This window comes from Agrobacterium sp. CG160-95, assembly GCF_053521725.1.
Genome location: NZ_JBNWDU010000001.1, coordinates 1,294,617 through 1,310,396, shown reverse-complemented (window position 1 = coordinate 1,310,396; position 15,780 = coordinate 1,294,617). Strand labels below are relative to the sequence as shown.

Sequence of the window (15,780 nt, the reverse complement as noted above, 5' to 3'; positions counted from 1 at the left end):
GCAGGCTGTGCAAAAGCCATAGCTTTTGAATAATTTCAAGATGCCCGGTTATATGGAGCGGATGCGAGGGAGCGCATATAGATGAATTCTTATGTAAATATGGGCGTTGGGGCGTTGCTGGGCACGGTTTTCGTTCTGATGTCGGTGTCAATTGCGTCTGAGGGCATTTTTCATGCGCCCACCCCGGAAAAGGAAGGTTACGCCATCGTCGCGGAAGCGAGCGGCGGCGAGGCTGCAGGCGAACCCGCTGCAGCGGCAACCCCGATCGCGAAATTGCTCGCTAGCGCGGATGCTGCCAAGGGTGAGGCGGTCTTCAAGAAGTGTACGAGCTGTCATACCGGAGAGAGTGGTGGTGCAAACAAGGTCGGCCCCAATCTCTTCGATATCGTCAACCGGCCGATCGCCAGCCATGCGGGTTTCAGCTACTCCGCAGCAATGAAGGATTTCTCCAAGGGCGGTTCCGTGCACTGGGATTACGATCATCTCAGCTACTTCATCGAAGCTCCCAAGAAACACGTTCCCGGCACGGCCATGGGCTTTGCGGGTGTGAAGAAGGAGACGGAACGCGCCGATCTCATCGCTTATCTGCGCACGCTGTCGGCAAACCCGGCGCCGCTGCCGGATCCGGCTGCGGCTCCCGTGCCGATAAACTGACGGAATATGGTGATTTCATAAGAAAAGCCCGGCATCGCTGCCGGGCTTTTTTGATTCTATCTGTCTGATTTCTGAAAGATCAGAAACCCTTGCCGCCGCGCAATTCGGAAATGACCGTTCCGATCATGATCTTGATATCCAGCCAGACGGAAAAATTGTCGACGTAATAAAGATCGGACACGATGCGGGCACGCGCCTTGTCACTGCGATCCGTCGGGCCGCGCAAACCCCGCATCTGGGCAAGACCGGTAATGCCTGGTCGCATCCGGTGCCGCAGGTGGTAGTGGGGAACAAGTTCCTCATAAAGACGGCCGGCGGCCAGCATGCCGATGGCATGGCAGCGCGGACCCACCAGCGACATGTCGCCTTTCAAGACGTTGATGAGCTGTGGCAGCTCGTCGACATTTGTGCGGCGAAGCACGGCGCCGATCCGGGTTATCCTCGGATCGTTCTTTACCGTTTGCGCCACGCCGGTGGCATCGCCCAGCTCGGTCCGCATCGAGCGAAATTTATAGACCCTTATCTTTCGCCCGTTCATGCCCCAACGGACTTGTGAGAACAGGACCGGCCCTTTGCTGTCGAGTTTGACCAGCGCCGCGACGGTCAGCAATACGGGCGCGAGTGCGACAAGGGCGATGGACGCCCCTGCAATGTCGATCGTTCTCTTGAGCACAAACTGGCTGCGCAGGAACACCGACGTGTTGGTTTCTGAAATGGAAGGTTGTGTTTCCGCCGCGTCGAAAGTGACAGCCGCAGGATAAGGGGCGCCGTAAAACACGGCATGCGATGAGCTTTTAGTACCCAGCATAATATGAAGCCCTGAAAAGTTATTTTGAAACAAGAAAATTAATTTATATGAACGATTAATAATTCATTTACCGTAAAAAGTCATCCGAAATGTAATCGTTTTTGCGCAAATAGCAATCTACGGTTAACGTGGATGCACGCATATGTTGCAAACACAAGCGCGGTCTCCGCTCTTGGCTGCGTTGGTTGCCCATTCGGTGTAATCAAGTCTTTGGAAAATTGAGTATTTGCGGGAAAGGCGACAGGATCGTTGCCTGCCCATCGCTTGCCGGGTAACCGGCGAGCCGATTACCCAAAAGGCAATTAATTTCCCATCAGAATATCAAGAAGGGTCGTCTGCTTCGGCCCGGAAGTTGCCGGCGCCCGGCCGCCGATATCGGCTGGCGGCACAGGTCCATTGTTGGCTGAATAGCCGGGTTCGATATCGCGGGAAGGGATGTTTCCAGGCGGCATGGGGACGCCCGGCTGACCAGCGTTTGGCGAGACGGGCGCTTCGGGATAGGCTCGAGTGTTTGTCGTTCCGCCGCCGCCGAGAGCATTGGAAATGATGTCGCCGATGGAGGAAGGCGGGCTCTCGGGCGCCGGTTGCTGTATTTCCCCAAGCGGCGGCACGCCGCCTGCGCCGAGACCAAAGAGCGGCGAGGGCGAGAGCCCGGAATGGGCGGCGGTCATGAAATCTTTCCAGGCCTTCGCAGGCAAGCCGCCGCCGGTGACCTTTTTCATCGATGTGCCGTCGTCATTGCCGAACCAGACGCCCGTTGTCAGGTTGCTTGTGTAGCCGACAAAAAGCGCGTCGCGGAAAGACTGTGTCGTGCCGGATTTTCCCGCTGCCTGCCAACCCTGGAGGCGGGCGGCTTTCCCTGTTCCTTCGGTGATGACGCGCGACAACATGCCGTTCATCGTCGCGGCGATCTCCTCGCTCAGCACGCGCGGCGGGTTGTCGTATCTGTTTTCATAAAGCACCTTGCCGTCGGCATCGGAGATGCGTTTGACGATATGCGGCGTCGCCTTGTAGCCGCCATTCATGAAGGGAGCGTAGGAGGCGGTCAGCTCCATCAGCGATACTTCCGAGGTGCCGAGTGCGATGGAGGCGTTGTTCTGAAGCTCCGATTCGATACCCATGCGGTGCGCCACCTGCGTCACCCGCTCAGGACCGACTTCCATCACCAGCTGCGCGGCGATCGTGTTCAGAGAATTGGCAAGCGCAGTGGCAAGCGTCACTTCGCCACGATATTTCTTCTCGTAATTTTCCGGTGTCCAGTTTCCGATGCGGACCGGCCCGTCATTGCGAATGGTACTGGGGGTCAGACCCGATTCGAGCGCGGCGACGTATACGAAGGGTTTGAACGCCGATCCGGGTTGCCGTTTCGCCTTGGCGGCCCGGTTGAACTGGCTTTCGGCATAATCCGCCCCGCCGACCACGGCCCGGATTGCGCCTGTGCCATCGATGGAAACCAGAGCCGCTTGCGAAGCGCCCTGCTTTTTACCATCACCCTGCAGAACATGGGTCAGTGCTTTTTCGGCGTCGCGTTCAAGATTGGGGTCGATGGTCGTATCGACGACGATGTCCTGCTTGACGTCGCCAATCAGGCCACGAACTTCCTCCATCACCATATCGGCAGCGTAATGTTCGGCACCGGACCAGAAACGTTTGGCCTTGGTCGGCGGCTGCGACATCGCGGTCTTGATCTCGTCATCGGTGATGAACCCGACATCGCGCATGGATCTCAGAACGACCTGCGCCCGCTCCTCCGCCGCCTGCGGGTCGCGCGCCGGTGAAAGGCGCGAGGGGGCCTTGAGAAGTCCGGCAAGCGTTGCCGCCTCGCCAAGATTGACGTCGCGCGCGGATTTGTTGAAGTAGCGTCTGGAAGCGGCTTCGACGCCAAAGGCGTTGGAACCGAAATAAACGCGGTTGAGATACATCGCGAGGATCTGGTCCTTGGTGTATTTATGCTCCAGCCAGAAGGCCAGCAGCACTTCCTGCACCTTGCGCTCCAGCGTCCGGTCCTGTGAGAGGAACAGGTTTTTTGCCAGCTGCTGCGTCAGCGTCGAGCCGCCCTGCACTGTTCGTCCCGTCATCACATTGGTCACGATGGCGCGGGCCAGGCCGAGTGGATCCACACCGAAATGCGAATAGAACCGCCGGTCTTCGATCGCCATGACCGCTTGTGGAAGGTAGGGCGACATGTCTTCAAGCGCGAGAGCCTCGCCACCCGTGGTGCCGCGATTGGCAAGCACGCTGCCGTTCACCGAAACGATCTTCACATTCGGAGGGCGTTCGGGAATGGTCCAACTGCTGGCACTCGGCATGCGCGCGCCGTAATAAAGGACAAGACCGGCAACGCCGATACCGCCCCAGATGCCGAGCACGATGCACCAGTAAACGAGGGACCGGATAAAGCCTGTTGCGCCACCGCCGGAACTGCGTGTGCGCTTTTCCTTTTTTTGCGGTTTGGCGCGGCCGGATGTGGACTTCGGTTTTCTGGCGGGCTGCTTTGCGGTTCCGCCAATGCGCTCGCTGGCATCAAGACGCAGATCGTCACCGGATTCGTGGAAATCCCCGAAGGAAGGCTCTACCCGATCGCGTGATTTACCCTTGCCTGCCATCCAGCCGAAGTCGCTCCTTATATTCGCGAAACCGTTCGCACTTCAGGCTTCTATGCCTGCGCGATCCTTAATCCAGGATGAAGAGTTTAAATGCGGCAATTTAAGGCGGGGTTAAGTCCTCGCCGGATCAAATCGGCGTCATTGGCAGACGTCGACCCATTCCGCTCCCGTCAGTCGTGCCATCGCGTCAGGCGAAATCCTTACCGCCGCATTGGTGGCACCCGCTGCCGGAACCACCTCGGGATAGTTTTTCAGGGATATGTCGCAAAACACCGGAAGGGGCGAAGGCAATCCGAAAGGACACACGCCGCCGACGGGATGGCTGGTCACCGTAACGACTTCTTCCGGCCCCAGCATGCGCGGCTTGGCGCCGAAATGATTGCGGAATTTACGATTGTCTAGCCGCTTCGTGCCGGCGGCAACGACGAGAAGAATTGTGTCGCCCGCCTTCAGGCAGATCGTTTTGGCAATCTGGTCGGGATCGACGCCGTGCGCTTCGGCAGCCAAAGCGACTGTCGCCGAACTCGTTTCCGTTTCGATAACGGTCACTTCGGGGGAATTCTCGGTAAAAAAGGCTCTGACGGATTCGATGGTCATGCGTATTTATTAGGCGGTATGCCAAGAGGCTTCAAGGTGTCGCGAAATAGCTATGCGTTTTATGCAATGCTGCGCTGCGATGAAACGTCTGTTTTTTGAGCGGAGATCCTGTATCTTCAAATCATCGAAGCGACGCACTCCTCCTCCCAGCGTCGCCCGATTGGACTGACAATACTCCTCCTCCCAATTGTCAGTCAGTTTCAAGAACCCGGCGCACCTCCTCCCGCGCCGGGTTTTTGCTGTTTAAGGCCTTGTTTCCCGCGACTTTCATTTGCCGACGCTTCACAAAAATCGCCGGGCTTTTTCAAAGAAACTTGACTTTCAGGCCCTTCCAACCTAGGTGTTCGCGCATCGATATTTGTTTGACGACCAGAGCTTCGGCGCCTTTTTTAGGTGCACACGACGATCTTTCCTTCAAATTCGACCCAAGACCGCACTGCGCGCAGTGCAAATACAATTTGCCAACGGAAGGAAATCGTTATGGCGACTGGTACAGTAAAGTGGTTCAACGCAACCAAGGGCTACGGCTTCATTCAGCCTGACGACGGTTCGCAGGACGTATTCGTTCACATCTCCGCCGTTGAGCGCGCTGGTATGACCTCCCTCAACGACGGTCAGAAGCTCTCCTACGAGCTGACGCAGGACCGCCGCTCGGGCAAGATGTCTGCAGGCGAGCTCGTCGCTTCCTGATAAGCGGCTTGGCCTGAACGGGTCATTCGCATGAATATGAAAGGCCGGATTTTTCCGGCCTTTTTCTTTTGGAAGGTGTACCGGGTCCGGCCGCTCTTGAAAAAGCTGGAGTGCATACCAATATAGGGTTCAACAGTGCTCCGCACGGAATTGTCAGGCTGGTGCTTTTAAAGTGCCGCTGTTGTTGCGTTAACCAAAGATTAACCAAAGCAGCCGATCCTGATCGTGAAAAGCAGCGTCGACTTTGTTGGCGCGCTCTGGAGCATCGGACCGTTTGAACGCTTTGACCACGGATGTACTGGCACTGACGAAAAACGGATGGAAAGGTCGGGCTTGCCCGGCCTTTTTGTTTTGAACCACCAAAATATAAGAGAACGGGGAGGCATCGGGTAACCGGCGCCTCCTTTCTTTTTGACTACTTCGCGGAAAGGGCGTCGAGAATGCGGATCCAGGAGCGGATGCCCTTGTGGAACGACTGCAGGTCATATTTTTCATTCGGCGAATGAATGCGGTCATCGGTAAGGCCGAAACCGACGAGCAGCGAATCCATGCCCAGCATCTTCTGGAAATCGCCAACGATGGGGATCGAGCCCCCCATGCCGATCACGACGGCAGGTTTGGGCCACTCTTCCGAAAGCGCGTTTTTCGCCTTCGTCAGCACTGGCGAATCATAGGAAAGCTGGATAGCCGGCGATGCACCATGCTCGTGAAATTCCACCGAGCAATCGGCTGGAATTTTGGAGCGGACAAAGTTCCGGAAGCTCTCGCGAACCGCTTTCGGGTCTTGCTCTCCGACGAGACGGAAGGACACTTTAGCAGAGGCCTTTGCGGCGATAACCGTCTTGAAGCCGTCGCCGGTATAGCCGCCGATGATGCCGTTGACTTCCGCCGTTGGCCGCGCCCAGGTCTGCTCCAGCACGGAGCGGCCCTTTTCGCCCGATGGAATCGAGAGGCCGACTTCGCCGAGGAAGGCTTCGGCGGTGCGGCCCAACGTTTCCCAGGAAGCCTTGATGTTGGCGGGGGTTTCTTCCACGCCGTCATAGAAGCCGGCAAGTGTCACGCGGCCGGTCTCATCATGCAAGCCGGCGAGAATATCGGTCAGGATGTGAATGGGATTTGCGGCCGCACCACCGAAAAGGCCCGAATGCAGGTCGCGGTCGGCCGCCGTGATTGTGATTTCCTCGCCGACCAGGCCGCGAAGGGCGGCGGCGATGGCGGGCGTATCGCGGTCCCACATGCTGGTATCGCATACCAGTGCATAATCGGCCTTCAGCTCATCGGCATTGGCGTCAAGGAACGGCTTCAGCGAGGGCGAACCGGATTCTTCCTCGCCCTCGAAAAGAATGGTGACGCGCACGGGCAGACTGCCATTGACTGCCTTATAGGCCCGGCAGGCTTCCACGAAGGTCATCAGCTGACCCTTGTCGTCAGCCGTTCCACGCCCGGTGATCACCTGCCGACCGCCGCCGATATCTTTCACGGCCGGTTCGAACGGATCGTTTTCCCAAAGATTGAGCGGATCGACCGGCTGCACGTCGTAATGGCCGTAGAAAAGCACATGCGGCGCGTCTTTTGTCGCGGCGTCGTGATGCGCCACCACCATTGGATGACCGGCCGTGTCGCGAACGGAAGCCGCAAAGCCCAGTGATTCAAGCGTTCTGACCAGCCATTCCGCCGCCTTGCGGCACTCCGCCTTGTAGGCGGGGTCCGTGGAAATGGACGGGATGCGCACCAGTTCGAACAATCGCTCGAGGCTGGAGGTGAGGTTGTCGTCGGCCGTGGAAAGAATGGGGGAAACGTCTGTCATCGCTGATCCTGTCATGTCTGTCGTAACCCGGCGATGGACGAAACATCCTGGTATCGCGCGTCGCGTGGGAACAAGGGGCTGACGTGTCGTTGAATCGGCAAGCGCGCAGCCGCCGGAACGATAGAGCAGTTCAGGAAAAGTGCGAAGTGATTTTCCGTCCTAAACTGCGCGGAAACAAAACCTTGGAGGCTGCAGGCGATAGAAGCCAGGAGCAAAGAAAGCATTTCGAGTTGTAAATGCTATTTCGCTTTTTTTGCGCGGTCGATCGCCCGGCGCATATATTCCAGCAGAAGCTGCTTTTCGAAACGGCGGAAATCCGCCAGCAGCGTATCTTCCGTGGCTTCGGAAGCGGCAATGGCGTTCGCCTCGAGATCCCTGCCGCGCTGGGTCAGTTCGATGATCTGCGCGCGGCGGTCGCTTGGGTGGGATTTGCGCACGATCAGCCCGTCGCGCTCCATGCGGGACAGCGTATTGGCAAGCGTCGCCTGCTCCACGTCGATTCTATCCAGCAATTGCCGTTGCGTCAGTCCCTCCTCATGCCACAGTTCGATGAGGATGGGGAATTGTCCAGGAGAAAACCCCAGCGCGGCAGCTCTCTTCTGGAGCGCCATGGTGAATTCCCTCGCCATTTTTGCGGCGAGATAGATCGCCGATTCGTCCCGGGAAAAACCCATTCATCAATCCGTCTGGCATCTGGTCGGCGCAATCGCGCGATTTCGATAGTGGGATATATATCGCATGATATGTTTATGCCAGTTAGAAACCCGGCACAAATAAAAACCGCCATGGCCGGGAGGGGACGGCCATGGCGGTCATATAAGAGGACAAAGGCCCGGAGAGGGGGGAAAGGCCTTTGTCCGGTCTGATGCGGCGGGGGACGAGCCTACAATCAGACTACGGCGTGATCAGGCGCCGTCCCCTAAGAAATGTGTGTGCAAATGCGGCTTTTCAAGGGAAAATCTATTACAAATTCGTAAGGTTCACGCGAATTTTGCCGGTGCCTCCAGCGGCTTAGCCCCGTGCGCTTTGCGGTGCGTTGTTTGAACTTTCTGTGGACGTCAAAACGGCCCCGCGCTATCCATATCGCCATGAAAAAAGGCGATCATCTCTTCCTCGTTGACGGCTCCGGTTTCATTTTCCGGGCGTTCCATGCCATTCCCCCACTGAACCGCAAGTCGGATGGGCTGCCGGTCAACGCCGTTTCCGGCTTCTGCAACATGTTGTGGAAGCTCCTGAAGGATGCGCGCAATACCGATGTCGGCGTCACGCCCACGCATTTTGCCGTGATTTTCGACTATTCGTCGAAAACCTTCCGCAACGAGCTGTACGATCTATACAAGGCCAACCGCACCGCACCGCCGGAAGATCTGGTGCCGCAGTTTGGCCTGATCCGCGAGGCGACACGGGCCTTCAACCTTCCCTGCATCGAGACGGAAGGCTTCGAGGCGGATGACATCATCGCCACTTACGCCCGTCAGGCGGAGGCGATTGGCGCCGATGTCACCATCATTTCTTCCGACAAGGACCTGATGCAGCTCGTCACGGCCAATGTGCATATGTACGACGCCATGAAGGACAAGCAGATCGGCGTTCCCGATGTCGTCGAAAAATGGGGTGTAGCCCCGGAAAAGATGATCGACCTTCAGGCGATGACCGGCGATTCCACCGATAATGTTCCGGGTATTCCTGGTATCGGGCCGAAAACGGCCGCGCAATTGCTGGAAGAATACGGCGATCTCGACACGCTGCTGGCGCGGGCAGGAGAAATCAAGCAGCAGAAACGCCGCGAAAACATCATCGCCAATGCCGATCTTGCCCGCCTTTCCAGACAGCTCGTGGCGCTCAGAACCGATGTGCCGCTGGAGCAGTCTCTGGAAGAACTGGTGCTCGAACCGCAGAACGGCCCGAAACTCATCGCTTTCCTGAAGGCAATGGAGTTCACGACGCTGACGCGCCGGGTAGCTGAAGCCACCGACAGCGACGCCTCTGCCATCGAAGCCGCCAATGTGCCGGTGCAATGGGGCGCTGATGCCCATGGACCAGACCTCGACGCCGCGCCTGCAGTTGCCGCAGCTGATGACAAGACCGCTGTGCCGGCGTCAACCACCGCTCCGGCACGGAAGGTGACAGGGGAGGGCAGTGCGCCCACCGATCTCGCCACGGCACGGCAGACGGTTTTCTCCGCCGCCAAGATCGACACGACCGCCTATACGACGATCAGGGATCTGGCGGAGCTGGATCGTTGGGTTGCCGCTGCCCGCGAAACAGGTGTCGTCGCCTTCGACACGGAAACGACCTCGCTCGACCCCATGCAGGCGGAACTCGTCGGTTTTTCGCTGGCGATTGCCGATAACGGCAAGGATGCCTCAGGCACCGATATCCGCGCTGCCTATGTGCCATTGACGCACAAGACCGGCTCCGGTGGCGATCTTTTCAGCGATGGCATCAGGCTTGCTGAAGGACAGGTGCCGTTTGCCGAGGCGCTGGCACGTTTGAAGGATCTTCTTGAGGATGAAGCCGTTCTGAAAATCGCGCAGAACCTCAAATATGACTACCTGCTGATGAAGCGCCACGGCGTCGTCATGCAGAGTTTCGACGATACCATGCTGATTTCCTACGTTCTTGAGGCAGGAAAAACCACGCATGGCATGGATACGCTTTCCGAACGCTGGCTCGGCCACACGCCGATCGCCTACAAGGACGTGGCGGGATCGGGCAAGTCGAGCATCACCTTCGATTTCGTCGATATTGACAAGGCGACCGCTTACGCCGCGGAAGACGCGGATGTCACCCTGCGGCTGTGGATGGTGCTGAAGCCCCGGCTTGCCGCAGAGCGGCTGACCAGTGTGTATGAGCGGCTGGAGCGCCCTCTGGTGCCTGTACTGGCGCATATGGAGGAGCGTGGCATCACCGTGGACCGACAGATCCTGTCGCGTCTCTCCGGTGAACTCGCCCAGAAGGCGGCTGCTTTCGAAGAGGAAGTCTACCAACTGGCAGGCGAGCGTTTCAACATCGGATCGCCAAAGCAGCTCGGTGATATCCTGTTCGGCCGGATGGGCCTGCCTGGCGGCTCCAAGACCAAGACGGGCCAATGGTCGACATCGGCGCAGGTTCTCGAAGATCTGGCGGCGGAAGGTGCCGAATTACCGCGAAAGATCGTCGACTGGCGGCAGCTGACCAAGCTGAAATCGACCTATACGGATGCGCTTCCCGGATATGTCCATCCGCAGACGAAACGGGTTCACACGTCCTACGCGCTGGCCTCCACCACCACGGGGCGCCTGTCGTCCTCGGAGCCGAACCTTCAGAACATTCCGGTGCGCACGGCGGAAGGCCGCAAGATCCGCACGGCCTTCATCTCCACCCCCGGACACAAGCTTCTTTCCGCCGATTACAGCCAGATCGAGCTACGTGTGCTTGCCCATGTCGCCGACATTCCGCAGCTTCGCAGCGCATTCGAAAACGGCATCGACATTCATGCGATGACCGCATCGGAAATGTTCGGGGTGCCGGTGGAAGGCATGCCGTCTGAAGTGCGCCGACGTGCCAAGGCCATCAACTTCGGCATCATCTACGGTATTTCCGCTTTCGGCCTTGCCAACCAGCTCAGCATCGCGCGCTCCGAAGCGGGCGAATATATCAAGAAATATTTCGAGCGTTTTCCTGGCATTCGCGATTACATGGAAGCGACCAAGGCTTTCGCCCGCGAGAACGGCTATGTCGAGACGATTTTCGGCCGCCGCGCGCATTATCCGGAAATCCGCTCCTCCAACCCTTCCATGAAGGCCTTCAACGAGCGTGCAGCCATCAACGCACCTATCCAGGGGTCTGCAGCCGATATCATTCGCCGTGCGATGGTCCGTATCGAGCCGGTGCTGGAGGCGGAAAAGCTTTCTGCCCGCATGCTGCTGCAGGTACATGACGAACTCATCTTCGAAGTCGAGGAAGGGGAAATCGAAAAGACCCTGCCCATCGTCGTCTCGGTGATGGAAAATGCGGCCATGCCGGCTATTTCCATGAGGGTTCCGCTCAAGGTGGATGCCCGCGCGGCCGACAACTGGGACGAGGCGCATTGACGGGAATTGACCGGCCATTGACCGATTGGTGTCATTGGTTTGTTGCGTGCGCAGATTAGGGGAAACGTCTCAAAAGGAGTTCCCCATGCACGCCCCGCTCGTTTCAAAAGATCTGGAATCTTTTTCCGCTGCCAGCCACTATCAGCCGCCGCGCCATCTGGGTCGCCGCTATAATACGGATGGTGAATTCCTGCTCGAGCCGGGCAATACCGTGGTGTGCCATCTCGTTGAAGGGTCGAAAGCCGAAAGCGCAATCATCGGGACACGCCAGCGTCTTCTGGATATGCCCGAGGCATCGCAGCTCGCCTTCACGCCGGTTTCCAGCCTGCATATGACGGTATTTCAGGGCATTATCGAATATCGCCGTGCATTTCCCTACTGGCCGGAAGATATGCCACTCGATACCCCGATCGACACGATGACGGATTATTATTGCGATCGTCTGGCGGATTTTCCGGGCCTGCCTGGTTTCAATATGCAGGTGACTGGTCTCAAGCCGACGGGGCTGGTGCTGAAGGGTGCCAGCGCCGAAGACGACCGGATCATTGCGCTGTGGCGGGATACATTTGCCGAAGCTTTCGGTTATCGGCATCCCGATCACGACACCTATCAATTCCATATTACGCTGGCTTATGTCACGCGCTGGTTCGATCCGGAGTGCCTGCCGCGATGGCAGGCGATGCTGGATGAAGAGCTGGAAAAACTGCGTGCGGCAGCGCCGATAATCGAGATGCGCGCGCCAGCTTTCTGTGAATTCAGGGACATGAACCACTTTAGGGAACTCGTGGTTTTTGATAGGAAGTGAAGCATGATTTGCAAAGGCCTGCCGCCCGTCCGTCGCAGCAAACCGGCTTAATCGGAAAAAATGCGCGTCAGGGCTGGTCAAAGCCCGTTTGGGCATGTATAAGCGCGCCAAATTTCCGATATCGAGACACCCGACATTCGGCCTTTGGTTATGGCCGGTTACGTTGTTTCGCCGCTAAAGTGGAGTAACAAAAATGGCTGTACCAAAAAGAAAAACAAGCCCGTCCAAGCGCGGCATGCGCCGCTCGGCTGACGGTCTCAAGGCTTCGACCTACGTTGAAGACAAGAACTCCGGCGAACTGCGCCGTCCGCACCATATCGATCTGAAGACCGGTATGTATCGCGGTCGTCAGGTTCTGACGCCGAAGGAAAGCGCATAAGCTTTCTGAAATAATCTTTACGGAAAACCGGCCCTCGTGGCCGGTTTTTTGTTTTCAGGTCGTTTAGCTGCTTTTTTCGGTTACTTGGAAAATCCGATCACTCCTCCTACACTCTGTTCGGGAGAGCAGGTCTGATGCCTGCAACGGGGAGGGGCGCTTCGGTGAAATATCGCTGGATTTTATTGACGCTGCTCAGCCTCGGCCTCGGTTACGGCGCCGTGACCAAGGGCAGCGGCATCATTGCGGAAAGCTATTTCGGCGAAGTCTCCGATCAGGGCCGCACCACCCTCAGGCTGGCCGTCTCGGCTCTTGGCGGGCTTTTGAGCCGTTTCGAGCCGCTGCCCGCCCTGATCGCCGATCACGACGACATTGAGGAGCTTGTCGCGCATCCGCAGGATGAGGCGATGCGCCAGCGCGCCAATATCTATCTCAAATCCATCAATACATTGCTGGAATCCTCCGACATCTACATCATCACGCTGGACGGAGTGACCATCGCCGCCAGTAACTATGATGGACCCACGAGCTTCGTCGGTGAGAATTTCAGCTACCGTCCCTATTTTCAGGATGCCGCCAAGGGCTTCCCGTCGCGTTTCTTTGCGCTAGGCACCACCTCCCACAAGCGCGGTTATTATTTTTCCGCGCCTATTCTCTTCAACGAGGAGATCAAGGGCGTCATCGTCTTCAAGGTCGATATTGAAGGCATAGAGGCGTCGTTCGGCGATGGTGAAAACCGCATTCTCGTATCGGACCCGGAAGGCATCATCTTCATGACCGGAACGCCGCAGTGGCTTTATTCCGGCCTGATGCCGCTGACACCGGAAAGGCTTGCGCGCACGGCGGCATCCCGGCGTTACGCCAATGCCGACCTGAAGGAACTGCCGCTGAAAAACGGCAATTTCGGCTCTCATCAGTTGATGACGATCAGCCAGAACGACGGTGACCGGGAATATCTCGTCCTGTCGCAGCCGATGCCCGACGCGGGCTGGACGGTCAGCGTGCTGATGGATACCGGCTCACTCAGGACGCAGGTCAAGACGGCGATGATCGCGATCATCCTCTGCCTGTGTCTTGCCGCTGCCGTGGTCGCCGCCATGCTGCAAAGACGGCGGCGCCTGCGTGAACGCCTGACCCACCAGGCCGAAGCTCAGGCGGAGCTGGAGCGGCGGGTGGAGGAGCGCACAGCCGATCTCGCGCGGGTGAACCGTGAGATCGAACACGAAATCGCCGAGCGCCGCCAGACGGAGAAACAATTGCGCAAGATGCAGAATGACCTGGTTCAGGCGGGCAAGCTTGCAGCGCTCGGACAAATGTCGGCAGCACTTTCGCACGAGTTCAACCAGCCGCTCGCAGCCGCCAAGAATTATGCGGAAAACGCCTCTCTTCTCGTGGAACGTGGACGTCTGGAAGAGGTGACGGAAAACCTCAGGCGTATTTCGGGCCTTATCGATCGCATGGCTTCTATCAGCAGGCATCTGAGAAATTTTGCCCGCAAACCCAATGAGAAAATGGCTGCGGTCGCGCTCGATGCTGTCCTTCGCGATACGCTGGAAATTGTTGGAGCACGGCTGAAGGCCGCCGATGCGGTGCTGGATGTTGATCTTGGTCCGGTGCCGCTTGCGGTGAAGGCCGGGCCGGTGCGGCTGCAGCAGGTGCTGGTCAACATCATCTCCAATGCCGCCGATGCGGTGGAAGGGCGCGAGGATCGTCGCATCGCTCTGAAGGCCGTGCTGCACGGTCAGACGGTTTCGATTTTCATTCGTGACCGAGGTCCGGGCGTTCCTCCGGCGATTTCGGAGCGCATCTTCGATCCCTTCTTCACCACCAAGGGCGTGGGCCGTGGCCTCGGTCTCGGCCTTTCCATCACCTACAACATCATCAAGGATTTTGGCGGCCAACTGCGTGTCAGAAACCATGAAGACGGCGGCGCGGAATTCGAGATCGAATTACCGGCAGCAGCCTATCGTGTGGAGGTGGCGGCGGAATGACCATGTCGCGGGTTCTGTTGATTGATGACGAGGAGGAACTGCGTTTTTCCACCGCGCAGGCGCTGGAACTTTCCGGTTTTGCGGTCACCATGCTGGCAAGCGCCGAACATGCGCTTGAACTCATCGGCTACAGCTTCGATGGCGTCGTGGTCAGCGATATCAGGATGCCCGGCATGGATGGCATGACACTGCTGCAGAAGGTGCGGGAACTTGACCCGGAAATACCTGTCATCCTGATGACGGGCCATGGCGATGTGCAGCTTGCCGTCAATGCCATGCGCAACGGTGCTTATGATTTCATCGAAAAGCCCTTCACCCCGCAATATCTCGCCGGCATCATAAAAAGAGCCAACGACCGGCGGGCGCTGGTGCTGGAAAATCGCCGCCTGAAGGCGGTGGCGGGCAAGCATGACGATCTCGAAACGCGTCTGCCCGGCAGAACCCAGGTCATGGTCGATCTGCGATACCGCATTCGCGCCATCGGTGCGACCGATGCCGATACGCTCATTGTCGGCGATACCGGTGCGGGCAAGGAAGTGGTGGCGCGCGCACTTCACGATATCAGCGCCAGAGCCAACCGGCCCTTTGTCGCCATCAATTGTGCCGCCCTTCCGCAAACGCTGATCGAAAGCGAGCTGTTCGGCCACGAGGCTGGCGCTTTTCCCGGCGCGCTGCGCCCGCGCTACGGCAAGTTCGAGCATGCCCGCGGCGGCACCATATTGCTGGACGAGATCGGCTCCATGCCCTTTGAATTGCAGGGCCGGTTCCTGCGCGTGTTGCAGGAACGGGTGATCACCCGTCTTGGCTCCAATGAAACAGTCGAGCTCGACGTCCGCTTCATCGCCACCAGCAAGGTCGATCTGGAGCAGGAAGTCGCGGCAGGGCGGTTCCGTGCCGATCTTCTCTACCGCCTGAACGTGGCGACGATTCTCGTGCCGTCCCTCTCGCAGCGCAGTGCCGACATACCGCTGCTTTTCCTGCATCTGGTGCGGGAGGCTGCTGCCCGTTACGGTCGGGAAGATATGGACGTTCCGCAGCATCTGCTCTCAGTCATTTCCCTGCGTGAGTGGCCGGGCAATGTCCGGGAATTGCGCAATGCGGCGGACCGTTTCGTTCTCGGTCTGGAAAGCGATGTCTCCGAAACCTCGCTGCCATTTGAGGGCGATGGCAAGGCGGCCCTTGCCGCAAGGGTCGCCGCTTATGAAAAAAGCCTTATTGCGCGCGCGATCGCCGCCCACGGCGGAAATCTGAAATCCGTCTATGAGAGCCTCGGCATTTCACGCAAAACGCTTTACGAAAAAATGCAGAAATATGAGCTGCACCGGCACATGACCGAGGTGTAATGGGTGGATTTCCACCCATGGATGAGC

General features: G+C 58.1%; 12 protein-coding genes. 7 read left to right on the top strand and 5 right to left on the bottom strand.

Annotation, left to right across the window (positions count from 1 at the left end; genetic code table 11):
• Window positions 1-81: 81 nt before the first annotated feature.
• Window positions 82-654: a c-type cytochrome gene (locus ACQZ63_RS06510; protein ID WP_003514328.1), complete on the top strand. Its 573-nt coding sequence runs from the start codon at window positions 82-84 to the stop codon at window positions 652-654.
• A 79-nt stretch (window positions 655-733) separates the two neighbouring features.
• On the opposite strand, the gene ACQZ63_RS06505 is transcribed toward ACQZ63_RS06510, so the two are convergent.
• From ACQZ63_RS06505 to ACQZ63_RS06495, 3 genes are all read right to left on the bottom strand, one after another.
• A complete protein-coding gene (locus ACQZ63_RS06505; RefSeq protein WP_003514330.1) occupies window positions 734-1,462 on the bottom strand; it encodes a sugar transferase in 729 nt (242 codons plus the stop codon).
• 302 nt (window positions 1,463-1,764) lie between these two features.
• Complete coding sequence (locus ACQZ63_RS06500) at window positions 1,765-4,068, bottom strand: transglycosylase domain-containing protein (protein WP_113157582.1); 2,304 nt, start codon at window positions 4,066-4,068, stop codon at window positions 1,765-1,767.
• 138 nt (window positions 4,069-4,206) lie between these two features.
• Window positions 4,207-4,665 carry a YbaK/EbsC family protein gene (locus ACQZ63_RS06495; protein ID WP_113555626.1) on the bottom strand — a complete coding sequence of 153 codons (459 nt, stop codon included), beginning with the start codon at window positions 4,663-4,665 and terminating at the stop codon, window positions 4,207-4,209.
• A gap of 480 nt (window positions 4,666-5,145) precedes the next feature.
• Here ACQZ63_RS06495 and ACQZ63_RS06490 point away from each other — a divergent pair, with 480 nt between their 5' ends.
• On the top strand, window positions 5,146-5,355 hold the full coding sequence (locus tag ACQZ63_RS06490; RefSeq protein ID WP_003514335.1) for a cold-shock protein: 210 nt from the start codon (window positions 5,146-5,148) through the stop codon (window positions 5,353-5,355).
• Between the two features lie 415 nt (window positions 5,356-5,770).
• Here ACQZ63_RS06490 and ACQZ63_RS06485 read toward each other — a convergent pair whose 3' ends face one another.
• Window positions 5,771-7,162: a dipeptidase gene (locus ACQZ63_RS06485; protein WP_113555625.1), complete on the bottom strand. Its 1,392-nt coding sequence runs from the start codon at window positions 7,160-7,162 to the stop codon at window positions 5,771-5,773.
• Between the two features lie 239 nt (window positions 7,163-7,401).
• The gene (locus ACQZ63_RS06480) at window positions 7,402-7,836 is read right to left on the bottom strand and encodes a MarR family winged helix-turn-helix transcriptional regulator (protein ID WP_003514340.1); all 435 of its coding nucleotides are present in this window, start codon (window positions 7,834-7,836) and stop codon (window positions 7,402-7,404) included.
• 414 nt (window positions 7,837-8,250) lie between these two features.
• Here ACQZ63_RS06480 and polA point away from each other — a divergent pair, with 414 nt between their 5' ends.
• From polA to ACQZ63_RS06455, 5 genes are all read left to right on the top strand, one after another.
• The gene (polA, locus tag ACQZ63_RS06475; RefSeq protein ID WP_065688448.1) at window positions 8,251-11,238 is read left to right on the top strand and encodes a DNA polymerase I; all 2,988 of its coding nucleotides are present in this window, start codon (window positions 8,251-8,253) and stop codon (window positions 11,236-11,238) included.
• Window positions 11,239-11,323: 85 nt separating this feature from the next.
• Window positions 11,324-12,043 carry a DUF1868 domain-containing protein gene (locus tag ACQZ63_RS06470; RefSeq protein ID WP_113555624.1) on the top strand — a complete coding sequence of 240 codons (720 nt, stop codon included), beginning with the start codon at window positions 11,324-11,326 and terminating at the stop codon, window positions 12,041-12,043.
• Between the two features lie 193 nt (window positions 12,044-12,236).
• Entirely contained in the window at window positions 12,237-12,422 is a 186-nt protein-coding gene (gene rpmF / locus ACQZ63_RS06465; protein ID WP_003514347.1) for a 50S ribosomal protein L32, read from the top strand.
• 134 nt (window positions 12,423-12,556) lie between these two features.
• Window positions 12,557-14,410, top strand: a complete 1,854-nt coding sequence (locus ACQZ63_RS06460) for a sensor histidine kinase (protein WP_083211587.1) — start codon at window positions 12,557-12,559, stop codon at window positions 14,408-14,410.
• Window positions 14,407-15,753: a sigma-54-dependent transcriptional regulator gene (locus tag ACQZ63_RS06455; RefSeq protein ID WP_003514350.1), complete on the top strand. Its 1,347-nt coding sequence runs from the start codon at window positions 14,407-14,409 to the stop codon at window positions 15,751-15,753. Before ACQZ63_RS06460 ends, ACQZ63_RS06455 begins: the two co-directional genes overlap by 4 nt.
• Window positions 15,754-15,780 lie beyond the last annotated feature (27 nt).

Coding starts and splice junctions, on each gene's coding strand:
- ACQZ63_RS06510 (WP_003514328.1), top strand. CDS start 82: ATGAATTCTTATGTAAATATGGGCGTTGGGGCGTTGCTGGGCACGGTT.
- ACQZ63_RS06505 (WP_003514330.1), bottom strand. CDS start 1,462: ATGCTGGGTACTAAAAGCTCATCGCATGCCGTGTTTTACGGCGCCCCT.
- ACQZ63_RS06500 (WP_113157582.1), bottom strand. CDS start 4,068: ATGGCAGGCAAGGGTAAATCACGCGATCGGGTAGAGCCTTCCTTCGGG.
- ACQZ63_RS06495 (WP_113555626.1), bottom strand. CDS start 4,665: ATGACCATCGAATCCGTCAGAGCCTTTTTTACCGAGAATTCCCCCGAA.
- ACQZ63_RS06490 (WP_003514335.1), top strand. CDS start 5,146: ATGGCGACTGGTACAGTAAAGTGGTTCAACGCAACCAAGGGCTACGGC.
- ACQZ63_RS06485 (WP_113555625.1), bottom strand. CDS start 7,162: ATGACAGACGTTTCCCCCATTCTTTCCACGGCCGACGACAACCTCACC.
- ACQZ63_RS06480 (WP_003514340.1), bottom strand. CDS start 7,836: ATGGGTTTTTCCCGGGACGAATCGGCGATCTATCTCGCCGCAAAAATG.
- polA (WP_065688448.1), top strand. CDS start 8,251: ATGAAAAAAGGCGATCATCTCTTCCTCGTTGACGGCTCCGGTTTCATT.
- ACQZ63_RS06470 (WP_113555624.1), top strand. CDS start 11,324: ATGCACGCCCCGCTCGTTTCAAAAGATCTGGAATCTTTTTCCGCTGCC.
- rpmF (WP_003514347.1), top strand. CDS start 12,237: ATGGCTGTACCAAAAAGAAAAACAAGCCCGTCCAAGCGCGGCATGCGC.
- ACQZ63_RS06460 (WP_083211587.1), top strand. CDS start 12,557: ATGCCTGCAACGGGGAGGGGCGCTTCGGTGAAATATCGCTGGATTTTA.
- ACQZ63_RS06455 (WP_003514350.1), top strand. CDS start 14,407: ATGACCATGTCGCGGGTTCTGTTGATTGATGACGAGGAGGAACTGCGT.